This window comes from Arthrobacter sp. EpRS71 (assembly GCF_001512285.1).
In the GTDB taxonomy this organism is placed as follows: domain Bacteria; phylum Actinomycetota; class Actinomycetes; order Actinomycetales; family Micrococcaceae; genus Arthrobacter.
In genome coordinates, this window is sequence record NZ_LNUV01000006.1 from 2,139,460 (window position 1) to 2,159,199 (window position 19,740).

Annotated in this window: 15 protein-coding genes; 3 read left to right on the forward strand and 12 right to left on the reverse strand. The window is 62.8% G+C overall.

The features are described from left to right. Positions 1 to 8: 8 nt before the first annotated feature. The 4 genes from tsaB to AR689_RS20340 are packed head-to-tail and all read right to left on the reverse strand — an operon-like array spanning position 9 to position 3,724. Positions 9 to 680: a tRNA (adenosine(37)-N6)-threonylcarbamoyltransferase complex dimerization subunit type 1 TsaB gene (gene tsaB, locus AR689_RS20325; protein WP_062073097.1), complete on the reverse strand. Its 672-nt coding sequence runs from the start codon at positions 678 to 680 to the stop codon at positions 9 to 11. Next, positions 680 to 1,258: a tRNA (adenosine(37)-N6)-threonylcarbamoyltransferase complex ATPase subunit type 1 TsaE gene (tsaE, locus tag AR689_RS20330; protein ID WP_062073098.1), complete on the reverse strand. Its 579-nt coding sequence runs from the start codon at positions 1,256 to 1,258 to the stop codon at positions 680 to 682. The genes tsaB and tsaE overlap by 1 nt, the downstream gene beginning before the upstream one ends. Continuing rightward, positions 1,255 to 2,499, reverse strand: a complete 1,245-nt coding sequence (alr, locus tag AR689_RS20335; protein WP_062073100.1) for an alanine racemase — start codon at positions 2,497 to 2,499, stop codon at positions 1,255 to 1,257. Before alr ends, tsaE begins: the two co-directional genes overlap by 4 nt. Positions 2,500 to 2,554: 55 nt before the next feature. Beyond that, on the reverse strand, positions 2,555 to 3,724 hold the full coding sequence (locus AR689_RS20340; RefSeq protein WP_502686022.1) for a carbohydrate kinase family protein: 1,170 nt from the start codon (positions 3,722 to 3,724) through the stop codon (positions 2,555 to 2,557). On the opposite strand from AR689_RS20340, the gene AR689_RS20345 reads away from it, so the two are divergent. Continuing rightward, positions 3,714 to 5,078, forward strand: coding sequence for a 6-phospho-beta-glucosidase (locus tag AR689_RS20345; RefSeq protein WP_062073105.1), 1,365 nt, complete (start codon positions 3,714 to 3,716; stop codon positions 5,076 to 5,078). The two genes, AR689_RS20340 and AR689_RS20345, sit on opposite strands and share 11 nt — an antisense overlap. On the opposite strand, the gene AR689_RS20350 is transcribed toward AR689_RS20345, so the two are convergent. Next, entirely contained in the window at positions 5,075 to 5,584 is a 510-nt protein-coding gene (locus tag AR689_RS20350) for a GNAT family N-acetyltransferase (RefSeq protein ID WP_502686023.1), read from the reverse strand. The genes AR689_RS20345 and AR689_RS20350 overlap by 4 nt on opposite strands. Positions 5,585 to 5,704: 120 nt before the next feature. Between AR689_RS20350 and mshA the strand changes: the two genes are divergently transcribed. Together mshA and AR689_RS20360 are read left to right on the forward strand one after the other, a co-directional pair. After that, entirely contained in the window at positions 5,705 to 6,949 is a 1,245-nt protein-coding gene (gene mshA, locus AR689_RS20355) for a D-inositol-3-phosphate glycosyltransferase (protein ID WP_062073107.1), read from the forward strand. A gap of 98 nt (positions 6,950 to 7,047) precedes the next feature. Further along, on the forward strand, positions 7,048 to 8,736 hold the full coding sequence (locus AR689_RS20360) for a formate--tetrahydrofolate ligase (RefSeq protein ID WP_062073109.1): 1,689 nt from the start codon (positions 7,048 to 7,050) through the stop codon (positions 8,734 to 8,736). A gap of 159 nt (positions 8,737 to 8,895) precedes the next feature. On the opposite strand, the gene AR689_RS20365 is transcribed toward AR689_RS20360, so the two are convergent. The 7 genes from AR689_RS20365 to AR689_RS20395 form a co-directional block, all read right to left on the reverse strand. After that, positions 8,896 to 9,981: an inositol-3-phosphate synthase gene (locus AR689_RS20365; RefSeq protein ID WP_062073111.1), complete on the reverse strand. Its 1,086-nt coding sequence runs from the start codon at positions 9,979 to 9,981 to the stop codon at positions 8,896 to 8,898. Positions 9,982 to 10,149: 168 nt separating this feature from the next. Then, positions 10,150 to 11,187, reverse strand: coding sequence for an L-glyceraldehyde 3-phosphate reductase (gene mgrA / locus AR689_RS20370; RefSeq protein WP_062073113.1), 1,038 nt, complete (start codon positions 11,185 to 11,187; stop codon positions 10,150 to 10,152). Positions 11,188 to 11,270: 83 nt separating this feature from the next. Beyond that, positions 11,271 to 13,043, reverse strand: coding sequence for a malto-oligosyltrehalose trehalohydrolase (treZ, locus tag AR689_RS20375; RefSeq protein ID WP_062073115.1), 1,773 nt, complete (start codon positions 13,041 to 13,043; stop codon positions 11,271 to 11,273). 90 nt (positions 13,044 to 13,133) lie between these two features. Further along, positions 13,134 to 15,446 carry a malto-oligosyltrehalose synthase gene (gene treY, locus AR689_RS20380; RefSeq protein WP_062073117.1) on the reverse strand — a complete coding sequence of 771 codons (2,313 nt, stop codon included), beginning with the start codon at positions 15,444 to 15,446 and terminating at the stop codon, positions 13,134 to 13,136. Then, positions 15,443 to 17,725: a glycogen debranching protein GlgX gene (glgX, locus tag AR689_RS20385; protein ID WP_062073123.1), complete on the reverse strand. Its 2,283-nt coding sequence runs from the start codon at positions 17,723 to 17,725 to the stop codon at positions 15,443 to 15,445. Before glgX ends, treY begins: the two co-directional genes overlap by 4 nt. 69 nt (positions 17,726 to 17,794) lie before the next feature. Beyond that, on the reverse strand, positions 17,795 to 19,372 hold the full coding sequence (locus AR689_RS20390; protein ID WP_197412933.1) for an NAD(P)H-hydrate epimerase: 1,578 nt from the start codon (positions 19,370 to 19,372) through the stop codon (positions 17,795 to 17,797). A 17-nt stretch (positions 19,373 to 19,389) separates the two neighbouring features. After that, positions 19,390 to 19,737: a holo-ACP synthase gene (locus tag AR689_RS20395; RefSeq protein ID WP_011775548.1), complete on the reverse strand. Its 348-nt coding sequence runs from the start codon at positions 19,735 to 19,737 to the stop codon at positions 19,390 to 19,392. Positions 19,738 to 19,740: the final 3 nt, after the last annotated feature.

Sequence of the window (19,740 nt, forward strand, 5' to 3'; positions counted from 1 at the left end):
CCTTCCCATCAAAGAGCACGCTTCCGTGGCCCGGGCACCTGGGCATCAGATTCGCGAAGGTAGAGCGGAGTGGAGTCAAGCAACGACTGCCCGGCCGTAAGCCGGGCCAATGCGAACTGGCCCAGCGAGGCCGCATCCGGTTGTGTCCGGGCAAAGTCCTCATCCGCTGTCAGGACGTCAGCATACAAACCAGCACCAGCCCCGAAGACCGGCAAGTCCGGAAGCTCGGAAGCGAAACCCACGTGCGGTCCGTCTGCAAGCTCCGGAAGCTGGCCCTCAGCCAGCGTGTAACGGGCCCAGTAGACCTCTTTGCGGCGGGCATCCGTCGCCACAAGGAATTCACGGGTGGCGGCCGTTGACTCCGCGACTTCCAAAGCGATGGCGTCCAGGCTCATGAGCCCATACAACGGCTTGTTCCACACGAAAGCGAGGGTGCGGGCCGTCGCAATGCCGGAGCGGAGACCGGTGAACGGGCCAGGTCCCACACCTGTGACGATCGCGTCGATGTCAGCACCGGTGACCCCCGCACCAGCCAGGAGCTTCTCGATCCCGGGGGCGAGGACTTCGGCGTGGCTGCGGGTGTCCTCGGTGGCGAAAGAATCAACAACGCCCTCCATGGCATCATCCGAAATCAGGGCCGCACTGGCAACCGCCGACGTATCAATGGCCAGGATCAGCATCAACGACCTTCCAGCTGTGACGTAATTTCAAGGACTTGCGGTGCTTCGGCCCAGCGGGGGCCGAACCCACGGAACACGATGGTGCGGGGTTCGTCGTCGTCCTCGGTATCGAAGTCCAAGAACTCCCCGTCCGGGGAGCTCGCAGGGCTTTCCCCACCAACAGACCTGTGCAGATCAACCTCCAGACGGCTGTCCGAGAGGTGCTCCACCCGGTCCCGGCCCCACTCCACCACGGTTACCGCTGTGTCCATGGTGTTTTCCAGATCGATGTCATCGATCTCCGCTGCCGAATCCAGTCGGTAGGCGTCAACATGGACCAGGTCCGGACCCCCTGGCCTGGGGCCATCGGGGAGATTGGGGTGGATCCGCACCAGGACAAACGTTGGCGAGATGATGCCCGCACGCACCCCCAGGCCCTCACCAAGGCCTTGGGTGAACGTCGTCTTGCCCGCGCCCAGCTCGCCGGTCAGGACCAGGAGATCCCCGGCCTCAAGCACCCCGCCCACAGCTGCTGCGAGCGCATGGGTCTGCTCCGCCGTCGTGACCGTGAGCGTGCGCTCCCACTGGGCTTCGCTCACAGCGTTGCCGCTTCAGCGTGGCCGGCAACAGCCGCAGGGGCCTCAGGTAGCTCGTTAACGTAGCTGCGCGGGACCCGGGGGCTGATGCGCGTCACGATTTCGTAGTTGTTGGTTCCGGCTGCGGCCGCCCAATCATCGGCAGTGGGGCCGTCATCGGCACCGTTGCCGAACATGACAGCCTCGGAGCCTTTGAGGCGGGACGCCTCTTCCGGAGACAGTGGGCCCAGATCAATGACCATCTGGTCCATGGCAATCCTGCCCACTACCGGGTAGTTGTGGCCGTTCACCTGCACGGGACCGCCGGTGGCGATCCTTGGGACGCCGTCTGCGTAACCCAGCGGCACCAGGCCCAGCGTGCTTTCCCCGCTGGTCCGGTAATTGAGTCCGTAGGAGACGCCTTGGCCTTCGGGTACCTTCTTGCAGTTGGACAGGAGGGTCCGGACCGTCATGGCGGGGTGCAGGCCAAGTTCGGCAGAGGTAGCCCCTTCGAAGGGCGAGAGTCCGTAGATCCCGAGGCCCACGCGGACGAGGTCGAAGTGGGCGTCCGGGCGGGACAATGCTGCCGGTGTGTTGGCTATGTGCCGGACCTCGGTGTCCACGCCGGCGTCCTCGGCCATGGCGATGGCTTCGCGGAAGACGGCCAGTTGCTCGTCTGTTTCGGGGCGGTGCGGCTCGTCGGCGACGGCGAGGTGCGAGAAGATACCCACTACCCTGAGGAGGCCCTGGTCCTGGTATTCCATGGCTTGGCCCAACAGTTGGTCCCAGTCGGCGATAGTGCAGCCGTTCCGGCCCAGTCCCGTGTCCACTTTGAGATGCACCCGCGCGGGCCGTTCCTGTTCCCGTGCCGCGGCGACTACCGCTTCCAGCTCCCAGCCCGAGATGCCGACGTCGATGCCGGCGGCGACTGCGGCTTGGAAGTTACTTTCGCGGGTGTGCAGCCAGGCAAGCAGGGGAGCATCGACTCCGGCGGCGCGTAAGGCGAGTGCCTCGGATATGTGGGCGACGCCCAGCCAGGCCGCTCCGGCGTCGAGGGCTGCCCGGGCCACCTGCACGGCACCGTGCCCGTAAGCGTCCGCTTTCACCACGGCCATGACAGCGGCCGGGGAGGCGATGCCGACGAACTGACGAACGTTGTGCCGCACGGCGTCGAGGTCGATCACGGCGGAGCGCTCCAGCACCGCTGACTTTGCTATGGAGGCTTTCGTCCCGATCCCGATATCTGCAGCTGCTTCGTAAGTCACCCTAGAGATTCTAGTGCTGTCAGTGAACTCGGGTTAACTGCGGGGCCTGTCAAGGCTACTGAGCGTCGGACAAATGGGCGATGGTGGCCCGGGCTCGTCGCTGCGCTTCCGCCGGGATGTCCTTCACGATCGGTTCCAGGAAGGCGAAGCGCCGCAACCATTGACTCGACTGACGCTCTTTCCGGGCGTTTGCCCGTTGCCACCAATCGGCGATGTCGCCCCACCCCGGCGCGGCCAGCGAACCGCCCACTTCCTGGACCGCCAAGGAGGCGCAGAGGTTCGCGAACCGGAGCCGGTCCCCCAGCCTCCACCCTGCCAGGCATCCCACAATGAAGGCTGCCCCGAAACAGTCCCCGGCACCTGTGGGATCAGAAGCTGATACGGGCAGGGACGGCACCCATTCTTCTTCCCCGGTTTCCGAGTCCACTGCCACCGCGCCTTGGGGGCCAAGAGTCACCACTGCCACTGGGACGCGGTCAGCCAGCGCATACAACGCCGCCCACGGGTCCGCCTTGCCGGTGAACGCCATCGCTTCGGGAGCATTGGGCAAGAAAGCATGGAAGTTGGCCAGTTGGTCCAGCCGGCGCTCGGACCACTCCCCTGTGGGGTCCCAGCCCACCACGCCAAAGAGTTTGGTGCCTGCATCCTTCGCTGCAAGCATCCACGGTTCCATCTCCTCGCCTAAATCAGCGACGGCGGCGAGCGCCTTGGGTGGTTTCCCGATCAGTTCCGAGGAGCTGATCGGGGCGGGGTGGCCGTGCGTGACCATGGACCGGTCCTGGTTCACGCACATGGATACCGTCACTGGTGAGTGCCAGCCGGAAACCCGCTGCGAGAGTGAGAGGTCAACGTGTTCCTGGCTTTCCAGGATCTGCCAGTTGTAGTCTCCGTAGCCGTCGTCCCCGAAGGTTGCCGCGAGGTTGGTTCGCAAGCCGAGCCGTGCGGCAGCAATGGCTTGGTTGGCCACGCCTCCGGGGCAGCTGCCCATGCCATCGCTCCACACCTCCGTGCCAGGTTCGGGTGCGTGCGGAAGTCCGGTGAAGATGATGTCCTGGAAAACCGTGCCGGTCAGGAGGAGGTCGCAGTGGTGGTCCCCGTCAGACCGCACGGCAGCCAAGGGGTCGAATCGTCGCTGGGGCATAGCGTCCATGCACGGCAGACTACGCCGCCCGTTGTGGGCTGCATAGACTTGCGGGCCTGCATAGACTCGGAGCATGCGGCTCATGATCGCCGGTGGCGGCGGATTCCGGGTTCCCCTCGTGTACCGGGCTTTGTGCGAGGGTCCTTTCGCGGGTTTGGTGGATGAACTTGTTCTCTTTGACGTGGATGAATCACGGCTCGCAGCCATTGAGGCGGTGCTCCGCGACATGCCCGCCGGCGCCGCGCCCGCCGTCATGGTTTCCACAGATCTTGGGCAGGCACTCACCGGGACGGACATGGTGTTCGCGGCGATCCGTCCGGGCGGTACCGCGGGGAGGATCGCTGATGAACACGTTCCCTTGAGCTTGGGCTTGCTGGGCCAGGAGACCACCGGAGCAGGCGGCATCTCCTACGCGTTCCGTTCCATCCCCCGGATGCTGGAACTCGCTGAGGCCATGCGGGAGCATTGCCCCGAGGCCTGGCTCGTCAACTTCACCAATCCGGCCGGCATGGTGACCGAGGCTTTGGTGCCGGTCTTGGGGAACCGGGTGATCGGCATCTGCGATTCCGCCGGGGGCCTGGTGCAGCGTGCTGCGCGCGCTGCCGGGGCGCCGCTTGCCGAAGGGGTGCTCGACGGCGTGGGCTACTACGGGCTGAACCACCTCGGCTGGCTATACCGTTTGGCCCCTGACGGGCGGGATCTCCTGCCGGCTCTGCTGTCCGATCACACTGCTCTTGAGACCATGGAGGAAGGCCGCTTGTTCGGGCAGCACACCCTGCTTCACCTTGGCTGCCTGCCCAACGAGTATCTCTATTACTACTACAAGACGTCACAGGCCACCGAGGCCATTGTGCAGCAACACCAAACGCGTGGGGCCACCATCCACAGCCAGCAACAGTCGCTGTATCCCTCGCTTCTGCAGGCTCCACATCCGTACGGGCTCTGGGATGCCGCCCGGCGCTCCCGCGAAGAAGGGTATCTGGCTGAGGCGAGGACCCACGGGGAGCAGCGGGACGAGACCGATCTCGCAGGTGGCGGCTACGAACGTGTGGCGCTTTCGGTCATGCGTGCGCTGTCCGGTGGCGGCACGGCCCAATTGGTCCTCAATGTGCCCAACTCGCCCGCGCTGCCTGCCGGGTCCGCCGAGGTTGCGGTGCCCGGCCTGCCTGCGGACGCCGTCGTCGAAGTTCCTTGCGAGATAACTCCCGACGGCGCGTTGCCGCTCGCGCAGGACCGGCCGGACGGGCATTTCCTGACCCTCATGAAGCACATCAAGGAAGTGGAGCGGCTGACAATCCGCGCTGTGGTTTACGGGGAACGTGAGGCAGCCGTGCAAGCCTTTGCCGCGCACCCGTTAGTGGGTTCGCTCCCCTTGGGCCGGCAATTGCTGGAGGGTTACGAGGCCGCTTTTCCTGAGTTAACCCGGTTGTGGGGTTAAAGCTTTCGGTACATGACGTGCAGGCCCACGTAGCCGATCTCCGGATGGTTGAAGGCCTCAGGAACCGTGGCCAGAATCTTGAAACCCATGGACTGCCACAACCACACGGCACGCACGTTGCTCTCCACCACGGCGTTGTACTGCATGGAACGGAAACCTGCCGCCTTCGCCTCGCTCAGTGAGTAGGCGCAGAGGGCCCGGGCAATGCCTTGACCCGAGTTGTTGGCACCCACCATGTATCCAGCGTTGGCAACGTGGCCTCCACCGCCGGCTTGGTTGGCGTGGAACTCCCCCGTTCCCAGGATCTCGCCAGTGTCATGGCGCACCGCAACGAAGGTCTGGCCAGGGGCTTCCTTCATCCATTTGGTCCTGGCTGCTTGTTCGCTGGTGTCACGGTCCCACGTGAAGGTCTCGCCCTCGCGGATCACCGGTTGCAGGATCGACCACATTCCGGGCCAGTCCTCGGGCTTTGCCGGACGGATGTCAAAGGATTGTTCTTGGCTCACAGCGGCCACGCTAGCAGTCTTGACCACATAACGGAGCTTGCCCGGCTTGGGATTCAACGGCAGGAGTAATGTTTTCTGCAGTGCAACGTTGATTTTGCTGTGATCGTGAGGAGGACCCGGATGCCGTTGATCCGTCGTGTGGCCTTTCTGTCGCTCCACACCTCCCCCATGGAGCAGCCCGGCGCGGGAGATGCCGGCGGAATGAACGTCTACGTCCGCGCCTTGGCCATGGCACTTGCTGAGTCCGGGGTGGAGGTGGAGATCTTCACGCGGTCCACCAAAGCAAGCCAGCCCGCCGTCGAGCACCCGGGGCCCGGGGTCTGCGTTCACAACGTCATGGCAGGGCCACGCCGCAAACTGCCCAAGGAAGAACTCCCTGCACTTCTGCACCACATGGTCGAAGAGATCGACAAGATCCGCCAGCAACAGCTCCACGGCCGCTATGACGCCATCCATTCCCACTACTGGGTTTCAGGCGTGGCGGGGCTCGAATTGTCAGAACTCTGGGGTGTCCCCCTGATCCACACCATGCACACCATGGCCAAGGTCAAAAACCTGGTTCTGGAGTCTGGCGAACGGCCTGAGCCGCGGCGCAGGGAAGACGGCGAACAGCGGATTGTGGACGGCGCCTCCAGGCTGGTCGCCAACACTCCTGCCGAGGCCGGGGAATTGGTGTCGCACTACGGGGCGGACCTGGACCGGATCGATGTCGCGCCGCCCGGAGTGGACCTGAAGGTGTTCACGCCCTCATTCCGGCGGAAGTCCCGTTCCTTGCGGGGCGTCAGGCCGGACAGTTTCCATATTCTTTTTGCCGGCAGGATCCAGCGGCTTAAAGGACCTCAAGTGTTCGTCAAGGCCGCCGGGATCCTCCGCAAACGCCGGCCGGACATAGATTTGGAAATGACCGTACTGGGGTCCCTCAGCGGGGCCAAGGACTTCAACCTCCAACACATCATTGAAGACGCCGGACTGTCCGACGTCGTCACTCACCGGCCGCCTGTAGTGGCACCGGAGCTGGCCAGCTGGTTCCGTTCAGCAGATGTGGTGGTGATGCCCTCGTTCAGCGAGTCCTTCGGTTTGGTGGCCTTGGAAGCACAGGCGTGCGGCACCCCCGTGGTGGCCACCAACGTTGGTGGCCTTTCCCGCGCCATCTCGGACGGGCGAACAGGGATCCTGGTGGACGGACACGATCCCTCCGATTGGGCAGACGCCCTGGAGGATCTTTACGACGACGTCCAAACGCGAGAGGACATGGGCCGGCTCGCGGCCACCCATGCCGAGTCCTTCGGATGGCAACGCACCGCCGCCATCACCTTGGAAAGCTACCGTGAGGCTGTTGGTGGACTGTTGGTCCCACGGCGCTGAGTTCAGCTCGCAGACGCTCCCGGGCTGGTAGATTGTCGCGCACAGCCTAAGAACCCCAGCAGCAGCATCCCCGCTGCGGGCAGAGCCGAAGGACAACGATGTCTGAAAACAAGGTCCTGAGTGATCTTGAGATTGCCCACCACGCCACCATGCTTCCCATCGAAGCAATCGCCGAGCGCGCCGGTATCACTCTGGACGCCCTCGAGCTCTACGGGCCTTACAAAGCCAAGATCAATACCGCCAAACTGGTGCTGCCTCAGGGCAAGGCACCCGGCAAGGTAGTGCTCGTATCTGCCATGTCCCCCACCCCGGCCGGCGAAGGCAAATCAACCACCACTGTGGGACTCGCAGACTCCCTGGCCCGCGCCGGACACAACGTGATGATCGCCCTTCGCGAGCCATCCTTGGGTCCCATCCTCGGCATGAAAGGTGGAGCCACGGGCGGCGGCTACTCCCAGGTGTTGCCCATGGACGACATCAACCTGCACTTCACGGGCGACTTCCATGCCATTACCTCGGCAAATAACGCCCTCATGGCCTTGGTGGACAACCACATTTTTCAAGGCAACCAGCTCGGCATCGATCCACGCCGCATGACGTTCAAACGCGTGCTGGATATGAACGACCGCGCCTTACGCGAAGTCATCATCGGGCTCGGCGGCCCCATGCAGGGAGTGCCCAGGCAAGACGGCTTCGACATCACCGTGGCCTCGGAAATCATGGCGGTCTTCTGTCTCGCCTCAGACCTTGACGATCTTCGGGACCGGCTGGGACGCATCACCTTCGGATACACCTACGATCGAACACCAGCCACGGTGTCGGACCTCGGCGTGGAGGGCGCTCTCACCATGCTCTTGAAGGATGCCATCAAGCCCAACCTCGTCCAAACCATCGCAGGGACCCCCGCTTTGGTCCACGGCGGCCCCTTCGCGAACATCGCCCACGGCTGCAATTCGTTGATCGCCACCCGCACCGCCATGCAACTCGCCGACGTCGTGGTCACCGAAGCCGGCTTCGGCGCGGACCTTGGTGCGGAGAAGTACATGGACATCAAGGCGCGCATCGCCGACGTGGCGCCATCCGCCGTCGTGGTGGTGGCAACCATCCGCGCGCTCAAGATGCAGGGCGGCGTTGCCAAGGAGAATCTTGGCGAGCCAAATGTCGACGCCGTGGCAGCCGGTGTGGAGAACTTGAAAAGGCACGTGGGCAACGTGGCGAAGTTCGGACTCTCCCCTGTTGTGTCCATCAACAAATTTGCTACGGACAGTCCTGAGGAACTTCAGTGGCTCCTTGCCTGGTGTGCTGCAGAAGGCGTGCAGGCGGCGGTTTCCGATGTTTGGGGGCGCGGGGGTGGTGGCGACGGCGGTGATGAGCTCGCCGCCAAGGTGGCAGCTGCGCTGGATGCGCCGTCCGACTTCCATCACCTGTACCCGCTGGAGCTCAGTGTTGAGGACAAGATCCGGACTATTGTGCAGGAGATCTACGGGGCCGACGGCGTGGAGTTCTCAGTCCCGGCCCTCAAGCGTCTCGCCGAAATAGAGAAGAACGGTTGGTCAGAGTTCCCTGTCTGCATGGCCAAGACCCAGTACTCCTTCACCGATGATGCGTCCAGGCTTGGTGCGCCCAAGGGATTCCGGGTGCACGTCCGCGATCTGATTCCCAAGACCGGTGCTGGATTCATTGTTGCGCTGACCGGTGCGGTGATGACCATGCCCGGCCTCCCCAAGGAACCGGCCGCCATGCGCATGGACGTGGACGCTCACGGCCAACCGACAGGTCTCTTCTGACGCTCTCTCACATCCCTAGCCCTTCAACCCGTCCCTCTCTCACTTTCTTGAAGAAAGTGGGAGAGGGTTGCGCTCAAGCCCGAGGGAACCGATAGAGGGTTCGGGAGACAGCAAACGCCCCCGTATCGGAACACGGGGGCGTTTGGTGTGTCGCGGTGTTTAGCGTTCGATGTCGCCGCGGATGAAGGCCTCAACCTTGTCGCGGGCGAGATCGTCGTTGAACTGCTCCGGAGGGGACTTCATGAAGTAGCTGGAAGCGGAGAGCAGCGGGCCGCCGATTCCGCGGTCCAAGCCGATCTTCGCCGCACGGATGGCGTCAATGATCACGCCGGCAGAGTTCGGGGAGTCCCACACTTCGAGCTTGTACTCAAGCGAAACAGGGGCGTCACCAAAGTTGCGGCCCTCAAGGCGGACGAAGGCCCACTTGCGGTCATCGAGCCACGCCACGTAGTCGGACGGTCCAATGTGGACGTCGTCAGCGTGAAGTTCAGCCTCAACGTTGGAGGTAACAGCCTGGGTCTTGGAGATCTTCTTCGACTCGAGGCGGTCGCGTTCCAGCATGTTCTTGAAGTCCATGTTGCCGCCAACGTTCAGCTGGTACGTGCGGTCCAGCGTGACGCCGCGGTCTTCGAACAGTTTGGCCATGACGCGGTGCGTAATGGTGGCACCGATCTGGCTCTTGATGTCGTCGCCCACAATCGGGACACCGGCTTCAGTGAACTTGTCGGCCCACTCTTTGGTGCCGGCGATGAAGACGGGCAGGGCGTTGACGAAGGCCACGCCAGCGTCGATGGCGCACTGGGCGTAGAACTTGGCGGCCTGGTCCGAACCAACGGGCAGGTAGCAAACCATGACGTCGGCCTTGGCTTCGCGGAGCGCGGCAACGATGTCCACAGCTTCTTCCGGAGCCTCCACGATCGTCTCGCGGTAGTACTTGCCCAAACCGTCCAGGGTGTGGCCACGCTGGACAGTCACACCGGTGGCGGGAACGTCGGCAATCTTGATGGTGTTGTTTTCGCTGGCACCGATGGCGTCTGCGAGGTCAAGCCCAACCTTTTTGCCATCGACGTCGAAGGCAGCAACGAACTGAACGTCGTTGACATGATACTGGCCGAACTCGACGTGCATCAGACCCGGGATCGTGGCCTTGGGGTCAGCGTCGCGATAGTACTGAACTCCTTGGACCAGCGATGCGGCGCAGTTACCTACGCCGACAATGGCAACACGAATCGGATGTGAAGACACGGAACTCCTTTTGAGAAATAACCTCAGGTGCCAGGCGCATCCCTGACTGAGTCCAGGGCACGGCTAAAAGGCACGGCGCCATTCGGCGCACACTTGCATTGTAGCCAACACAGCGGGGGCCGGTTTTGTTCCCTACCGGCCCCCACTGTTTATGTCAGTGCTGGACGGCTACTTTTGCGCCCACCTGTTGATGTCGGATTCGACAGCGAACTCGTCGATCTCCGTCAGTTCTTCCGCGGTGAACTTCAAGTTGTTAATGGCGCTGAGTGTGTCCTCAAGCTGGGCCACGCTGGAGGCACCAATCAGTGCAGAGGTCACCGGTGATCCCTTGGGCTGATCACGCAGGATCCACGCGATGGCCATCTGCGCGAGTGTCTGCCCACGCCCTTCGGCGATGGCGTTCAAGCCGCGCACCCGGTCCAGCTTCTCCTCGGTCAGCTGCGATTCGGACAGGAACCGTTCCTTGGCTGCACGGGAGTCTGCCGGCACACCGTTGAGGTAGCGGTTGGTAAGCATGCCCTGCGCCAGCGGCGAGAAGGCAATGGATCCTGCGCCCACCTGATCCAGAGCTTCGTAAAGATTGGGTGAGCCGTTCTCCGTCCACCGGTTCAGCATGGAGTAGCTGGGCTGGTGGATGAGCAGCGGGGTTCCGAGTTCCTTCAGGATCCGGGCGGCTTCGAGCGTCTGCTCCGGCGTATACGACGAGATGCCCGCGTACAGGGCCTTGCCTGACCGGACTGCGTAGTCCAACGCGCCCATGGTCTCTTCCAGGGGCGTCTCGGGGTCAGGCCGGTGACTGTAGAAGATGTCCACGTAATCCAGACCCATGCGCTCCAGCGACTGGTCCAGGCTGGAGATCAGGTATTTGCGGGATCCCCACTCGCCGTAAGGGCCCGGCCACATGTAGTAGCCGGCTTTGGTGGAGATGACCAGTTCGTCACGGTACGGCTTGAAGTCATCCTTGAGGTGACGGCCGAAGTTGGTCTCCGCCGAGCCATCCGGCGGTCCATAGTTGTTGGCGAGGTCAAAGTGGTTGACACCAAGATCGAACGCACGGCGCAGGATGGCGCGTTGTTCGTCGAACCGTTTGTCATCGCCGAAGTTGTGCCAGAGGCCCAGGGAGATGGCCGGGAGCTTGAGTCCACTGCGTCCGACGCGGCGGTAGGGCATGGTTTCGTAGCGGTTTTCCGCAGCCGAATAAGTCATACGTACCATCCTGCCACTGACGAAACAGAGGTGACGGCGCCGTCCGCTATGTGGGCGCCGTCACCGCTGTTTCTGTAGTGGATTTAGTGGACGCGCACGACGGCGGCGCTACCGCCGGGAAGAGTCAGCGTCCCGTCGTTCAGGGCTACTTCGTCGTCGGTAGCCAGCATGACGGAGCCATTCAACGGCGTGCCACATGTTTCGTCCCCGAAGTTGCAGACCACCCGGACAGTGCCGCGGGAGAACTGCAGCCAGTGTTCGTCGTCGTCGAACTCAACCGACGTCTCACCGAAGCCTCCGTCCACCAGTTCCGGAGTGTTACGGCGCAGCTGTGCCAAATCGCGGTATAGCTGCAGCAAACGTGCATGCTCCCCTTCTCCGGCTTCGTCCCACTGGAGCTTGGAGCGTTGGAAGGTCTCGGGGTCCTGCGGATCGGGTACAACCGCAGGGTCCCATCCCATGCGTTCGAATTCTTTGATCCGCCCCTCCGCCGTAGCCTTCCCAAGCTCAGGTTCCGGGTGGGAGGTGAAGAACTGCCATGGAGTGGAAGCCCCGAACTCTTCGCCCATGAACAACATGGGCGTAAAGGGAGACGTCATGGTCAGCACAGCGCCGATGGCCAGCTTCCCGTACGACAACGACGCTGTGAGCCTGTCGCCAATCGCCCTGTTGCCGATCTGGTCGTGGTTCTGCAGGCAGACCACAAGAGCGGACGGGTGAGCGAGGTCGTGCCTGATAGGCCGGCCGTGGTGCCGTTCCCTGAAACTGGAGTAGCTGCCATCGTGAAGGAAACCATGCTCCAGGACCTTCGCCAGGACTGCGAGCGAGTCAAAGTCTGAGTAGTAACCCGTGGTCTCCCCGCTGAGGTTGACATGCACGGCATGGTGGAAATCGTCGCTCCACTGGCCCTCCAAGCCGTAGCCGTTGTCTTTGCGGGGGTAGATGAGCCGCGGGTTGTTCAGATCAGATTCAGCAATCATGGTCCGGGGAATCCCCGTCCCGGCCTCTACCTCATCTCCGAGTGCCCCGAACTCCTCAAGGATGTGCACGGCACGCTCGTCACGCAAAGCGTGCACAGCATCCAGACGGAGCCCGTCCACGTGGTAATCCCGGAGCCACATCGCTGCGTTCTCCAGGATGTAGCGGCGGACATCGTCCGAGCCGGGGCCGTCAAGGTTGACAGAATCACCCCAGGTGTTGCCTTCCCCCGATTTCAGGTAGGGGCCGAACTTGGGCAGGTAGTTACCGCTTGGCCCGAGGTGGTTATAGACAACGTCCTGGATGACGCCCAAGCCCGCAGCGTGCGCCGCATCCACAAAGCGTTGGTAGGCAGCGGGACCACCATAGGGCTCGTGCACGGCATACCAAAGCACGCCGTCGTAGCCCCAGTTGTGAACACCGTTGAAACCGTTGACCGGGAGCAACTCGATGAAATCGACGCCGAGGTCCACCAGGTAATCCAGTTTCCCTGCGGCGGCATCCAGTGTGCCCTCCGGGGTGAAGGTGCCCACATGCAGTTCGTAGATGACCGAACCCTTGAGGCTCCGCCCCTTCCATTCGTTGTCCGTCCACTTATGGGCGGAAGGATCAAAGGTGGCGGACAGTGCGTGGACGCCGTCCGGCTGCCTCCGCGAGCGCGGATCGGGAAACGGTCCCTCGCCGTCCACGATGTAGCCGTACCGCACCCCGTCGGCCTCCTGCGCCAGCACGTCAGCCGGCGCCCGCCACCATCCGGCCGCGGCGCCGTCGTGGTGCTTTTCCATGGCGTACTCGTGGCCCCCGGCGAGCAACCGCACCGAATCTGCCTTTGGAGCCCAGACGTCGTAAAGATTTTTTCCAGCAGCGTGCTCCAGCATCATGCTCCCCTGTACGTGTTTCAAGCGTGCTTTGCAATGACGGTGTTGACGGTGCGATCAGCGCCAAACGGTGATCGCACCGTCCGGAAATCAGTCCGTTGGAACCAGCAAGGCCACCGGATAGTGCTCCAGCAAGATGGCCAGAGGGACGGTACCTGCCTCATAGCTGGCACCGGTGAGTTCGTCCCGGCAGTTCACGGTCACGTCAATGGACGTGTCCCGCCAGCCGCCTTCCGCGGCCAGCCGCTTGGGCAAGCGGGTGGCGACCGTGAGAGCTCCCCGACGTTCGGCTCCGCGATCAAAGGCCACCACGTGTCCCGCTGCTGCGCCTTGGGCCGCCACCGGAAGGTAACCGGCGAACAGCTCCGGCCGGTCACGGCGAAGCCTCAGTGCCCGGGAAACCACCAGAAGCTTGGCGGCCTCATCGGTGAATGCTGGCTTGCCACCGCGATCCAACTCTTCCAGAGCGGCAATCCGGGCCTTGAAATCCACGGGCCGCCGGTTGTCGGGGTCGGTCAGTGAACCGTCCCTGAATTCCGTCCCCTGATACACGTCAGGAACTCCCGGCATGGTCAGCTGGATCAACTTGGCGGACAGCGAGTTGGAGGTACCAAAAGGTTCGAGCTCGTTGACGAAGTTCGTCAGGGCGGCTCCTACCTCGGGTACATCGAAAACGGCGTCAACGGCGGCTGCCAGCTGGCGTTCGAAATCCTGGTTGGGATCGGTCCAGTTGGTGGAGTTCCCTGCCTCCCGTGCCGCTTTCAAGGCGTAGGACTGCAACCGTTGGCGATCTGCCGGCCATGCGCCTGCGATGGATTGCCAGACCAAGGCGGACAAGGGGCCATCCGGGATGGGCGCGAGCTCATGGACGATGCCGAGGAAAAGCTCCCATTCCGGTACGGCCTCGGAGATCACGGAGATTCTTGCCCTGGCATCCTCGCTCCGTTTGGTGTCGTGGGTGCTCAGCGTCGTCATGGACAGCGGCAAAAGCTGTTGCCGCCGCGCCATGCGCTCATGGAACACATTGCCGGGGATGGAGAATTCCGTGGGATCGGCGCCCACTTCCGTCAGTGACCCAAGACGGGTGTACCGGAAGAAGGCGGTGTCCTCCACGCCCTTGGCCATCACCATGCCGGACGTCTGTTGGAAACGCCGGGCAAGCAGACTGGATTCATCCATCAAGAGCGGCTGAAGGTGGCTGAGGACCTTGGCCAGGTCAGGGCGCTCCTTAGCGGCGTTCTCCACCGACTCGGTCAGTGTTTTCCCGCCATAGGGCAGATACGTCCTGTAGATGGGGAAGCAGCATATGACCTCAGCCAAGGCATCGGCTACCTTGGCGAACGGCAGCTCCAAGGAGTCAGGCACAAGGCGGGCCAGACGCAGGACTTCCGAGCGCAGGATCCCATCGGCGATCCGGCGCTTGGTGGCATGAATCATGTCGTGGTAATCCGCGGGACCGTCTGCATTCCGGAGACGGGCATCGAGGGAGTTTAAGTACTCCTCCGCCGTCGGGTCCACCAAAAGACGGTCGACGTCAGCCAAGGCGTCGTATCCGGTGGTCCCTTCACACTCGAAGTTCTCCGGCAGCTGCTCCCCCGGTTCCAGGATCTTCTCCACCAGCAGGTAGGCACCACCGGTCGCTTCGCGCAGCCTTGCGAGGTAGCCCTCGGGGTCGGCGAGCCCATCCGGGTGGTCGATTCTCAGCCCGTCCACCAGGCCTTCACGGAACCAACGGACGATCTCTCCATGGGACTCATCAAAGACCCAGGGAATTTCGACGCGAACTCCGGCCAAGGTGTTCACTGCGAAGAACCGACGGTAGTTCAGGTCGGCGTCCGCCCGGCGCCAGCCAACCAGCTCATAGTGCTGCCGTGCATGGACCTCGCGCGGGCTCTCCCCTGAGGTGTATGTGCCCTCGGCCAGCGGAAAACTGTGATCGTAGTACCGCAGTTCGTCGTCCACGATCTTCAGTTCATCAAGGTCGTCGTCACTTCCCAAGACAGGGATGCGGATTTTTCCCCCGCCAAAGTCCCAGTCGACGTCGAAAGCCTCGGCATACTTTGAACCGCGGCCTTCTTTCAGGAGCTGCCACCACCAGGGGTTCTGCTTGGGCGAAGCAACCCCCATGTGATTGGGCACGATGTCAGCCAGAATGCCCAAGCCCTTGTCCTTCGCAGCCCGCGACAGCGCCGCAAGCCCCTCCGGACCTCCCCGAGAGGGATCAACAGTGGAGGGATCGGTCACGTCATAGCCGTGATCCGAACCCTTTTCCGCTGTCAGGATCGGTGAGACGTACACCCAATCGATTCCCAGGGTATGCAAGTATCCGGTGAGTTCAGCCGCGTCCTGCAGCGTGAAACCCGGGCGAATCTGGAGACGATACGTTGAGACAGGCGTCCTCATGCTTCCGTTTCCTTTGTTTCACCTTCACCGTCATTGCCCTCGGGCGCTGAACTCTTGTAGTCGAAAGGCAAGGACGTTACTGCCGGAGCGGTAATGGATGCGGTTTCCGGAGTACTCGTCTGCGTCAAGGCCGCAAGAGACGCTGCCACCGAGTGATCGGGTTCAATTTCCGGGGTGCTGTGGGCACGGAGTACCACCAGCGACTTGCCGCCCACCATCAGGATCTGGTCTGGCTTGACCACACCTGCTTCAGCACCTTCTCCGGCGGTATCAATCATGACGTCCCAAGCCGGCGCGTATTCATCCGAAGGAATCCGGAAGCCCACCTCGTCCTGGTCGGCGTTGAAGTACAGCAGGAAGTTGACGTCTGTGATGCGTCGGCCCTGTGTATCCCGTCCATGGATGCCATCGCCGTTGAGGAACACGCCCACAGACCGGCCCAGAGCTTCGTCCCAATCGGACGGAGTCATGGTGCTGGCGTCGGCATCCAGCCATACGATGTCCGGGAGTCGCTCGCCCTCTCCACGCAGGACAGGTCGGCCGTCGAAGAAGCGGCTGCGGCGCAGGCTGGGGTGTTTGGCGCGGAGCGCGCTGACGGCTGCTGTGAACTCAATCAGCGGCTGGTCCACGGTTTCCCAGTTGATCCAGGTCAGTTCGGAATCCTGGCAGTAGCCGTTGTTGTTGCCGTTCTGAGTCCGGCCCAGTTCGTCGCCGTGCAGGAGCATGGGAACACCCTGGGACAGGAACAGCGAGGCAATGAAGTTTCGCTGCTGACGTGCCCTCAGGCCAAGGACGGTGGGATCGTCCGTGGGCCCCTCCGCACCGCAGTTCCAGGAACGGTTGTGGGATTCGCCGTCGTTGTTGTCCTCGCCGTTGGCATCATTGTGTTTCTCGTTGTAGGACACGAGGTCTGCCAGCGTGAAGCCATCATGGGCGGTGACAAAGTTGATGGACGCCACGGGTCGGCGCCCCGAGTGTTCGTAGAGGTCCGCCGAGCCGGTCAGCCGTGAAGCGAACTCGCCAAGGGTGGAAGGTTCGCCACGCCAGAAGTCGCGCACGGTATCGCGGTATTGGCCGTTCCACTCCGTCCATTGCGGAGGGAAGTTGCCCACCTGGTATCCACCGGGGCCAACGTCCCAAGGCTCGGCAATGAGTTTCACCTGGGAAACCACGGGGTCCTGCTGGATGAGTTCGAAGAAGGTGGACAATTTGTCCACATCATAGAACTCGCGAGCCAACGTGGAGGCGAGATCGAACCGGAATCCGTCAACGTGCATCTCGGTGACCCAGTATCGCAGGGAGTCCATGAGCAGTTGGAGGGAGTGCGGGCTGCGGACATTCAAGGAGTTGCCCGTGCCGGTGTAGTCCATGTAGTACTTCTGGTCGTCTTCCACCAGGCGGTAGTACGCGGAGTTGTCGATGCCCTTGAAGGACAGAGTGGGTCCCAGATGGTTCCCCTCAGCGGTGTGGTTGTACACGACGTCAAGGATGACCTCGATGCCAGCCGTGTGCAGCGCCCGAACCATGGCTTTGAAATCCTGGACCTGCTGCCCCGTATCGCCCTTGGAGCTGTAGCTGTTGTGGGGCGCGAAGAAGCCGATGGTGTTGTAGCCCCAGTAGTTGTTCAGGCCCTTGTCCTGCAGAATGCCGTCGTTGACGAACTGGTGCACCGGCATGAGTTCGATCGCCGTGATGCCCAGCTTCTGCAGATGGGAAATAACCGCCGGGTGTGCCACGCCGGCGTACGTGCCGCGTTGCTCCTCGGGCACTTCGGGATGCATCTGAGTGAGGCCCTTGACATGTGCCTCGTAGATCACGGACTTGTGGTACGGGATCCGCAGGAGCTTGTCGCCGTCCCAGTCAAAGAACGGGTTGATGACCACGCCCAGCATCATGTGCGGTGCAGAGTCCTCGTCATTCCGGGAATCCGGGTCACCCATGGTGTACGAGAACAAGGACGGGTCCCAGTCAATCTGCCGGTGGACAGCCTTGGCGTAAGGATCCAGCAGCAGCTTGTTGGGGTTGAAGCGTTGGCCGGCGTCGGGGTCGTAGGGACCGTGCACCCTGTAGCCGTACTTCTGTCCCGGTTGGACTTGCGGCAGATAACAGTGCCATACGTAACCATCTACTTCGGTAACGTCTACGCGGACTTCCCCGTCGTCGTCGTCGAAGAGACACAATTCCACTTTTTCGGCCTTCTCGCTAAACAGCGCGAAGTTAGTGCCGGTGCCGTCAAAGGTGGCACCCAGCGGATAAGCCGATCCAGGCCAGACTTCCATGCGTTCTCCTCTAGATGATGCGAACAACTGTTGCAAGCCTACTCAAGCCCCCAGACACCGACAGCAACCTTAGGGTCTTGTTCGGTCGTATTCCGCGTTGAGCGAACCAATGACGCGTGGAACCGCCGTCATGATGGCCGAGGCTGTAAGGGGGCCTCCACCCAAATCTTCGGATGCCAGGGCTCCGGCTCGTCCGTGGACGCTCGCCGCAACCGCAGCCACGGCAGCCCAGCGGTCGGCGGGATCCAAGTCCAAGGCAGCGTAAGCGCCGTCGTCGTGGCGGATCAACTCCATAGACTGCGCCAGCAAGGCCCCCAGTACGCCCGCCAGGACATCGCCGCTCCCTGCAGTGGCCATCCACGCGGTGCCTTCGGACTGGCTAAAAACCACGCCCGACGGCGAGGACACGAGTGTGGTGGCACCCTTCAGGAGCACTGTGGCGCCGGTTTGTTCGGCGGCCTGCCGCACATAGTGCAGGGTCCGGGATTCGACGTCGTCGCGGGTTACTTTCACTTCTCCCGTTGAAGGCAGCGAGTTCAGCAAGGTGGCGAGTTCCCCGGCATGCGGTGTCAGTATCCAGTGGGCGGGGCAGCGTTCCGGCAAGACACCTAAAGCTCCGGCGTCCACCACGACCGGCAGGTCGTCGGCAAGGGCCCCCATGCCGGCATCCCTTGCACGCTGTAATTGTTCTTCACCATCCACCCCGGACCCCAACAGCCACGCTTGGACCCGGCCGGGGTGGTCTTCTTCCCAGAGGGCTTCCGGGGTACGGGCCAGCACCAGCTGCGCCGCTTCCGGAGGCCCCATGTAGCGCACCATGCCCGCTCCGGCGACGGCAGCAGCGTGAACACTCACGGCAGCAGCTCCGGCAAAGCGCGCCGAACCCGCCACTACGCCCAAAACTCCGCGTGAGTACTTGTGGGCACGCCGGTCAGGATGGGGCAGCAACGCCCCCAGGTCCGTGGCAGAGAGCCGGCGAAGCTCGGAGCGGTGGTGTTCCAAGGATTTCTCTATCCCGATCGGTATCAGCTCAACGCGCCCGGCACACCCTTCACCCGGATCCGCCATCAGCCCGGCTTTGACGCCGCCAAAGGTGACGGTGACATCCGCATCCAACACCGGCCAATGCACTTCACCACTGTTGGCGTCCAGTCCACTAGGGAGGTCGCAGGCCACCACAAGGCGTGGCCGCAACTCCTGGAGCGAGGCAACCAGTTCCGCTGAAGCGCCGCGCAGGCCGCCTCGTGCCCCAGTTCCGAGCAACGCATCAATAAGCACGTCGTCGCCCGCGCACAGGACAGCGAGCTCTTCGGCGTTGGCGGCCTCCAACGTCACAAAGGTGCCACCGGCCGCAACAAAGGCATCCAGCGCTTCAGGATGGACTTCCGGGGCGGCGAGCACCGCCGTCGTCCGCATTCCACGGCGGGCCAAGAAAGCCGCAGCGAAGAGACCGTCCCCGCCGTTGTTGCCCTTTCCAACCAGCACAGTGACGCTGGCGCCGGCAAGCTTCCGCCTGCTTTTGACCTCGCGGGCCACCACTTGTGCCAGCCCGTAAGCAGCCCGTTGCATCAGAACAGCGCCCTCACCGGAGACAAGGAGCGGCTGTTCCGCATCCCTGATCTGTTGTCCGGTGAAGGCGCTGATCATTACTGTTGAAGGTCCGTTTAGCCCTCGGCGAGGACAGTAGCCGTTGCTATGCCGCCGTCGTGGCTCATGGACAAGTGCCAGCGCTTGACACCCTTGGCCTCGGCCACGGCAAGCACTGTTCCCTTGACCTGAACGGTTGGTCCATTCTCGTCGAGGCCGATCCAGCAGTCCTGCCAGTTCATGCCCGCCGGAGCGCCCAGCACCTTGGCCACAGCCTCCTTGGCCGCGAAACGCGCGGCCAAGGACCTGGTGTTGAGTTCCCGCTCGGCAGGAACAAACAGGCGGTCCCGAAGGCCCGGTGTTCGTTCCAATTGACGACCAAACCGCTCGATGTCTACAACGTCTACGCCAATGCCAACAATCATGGC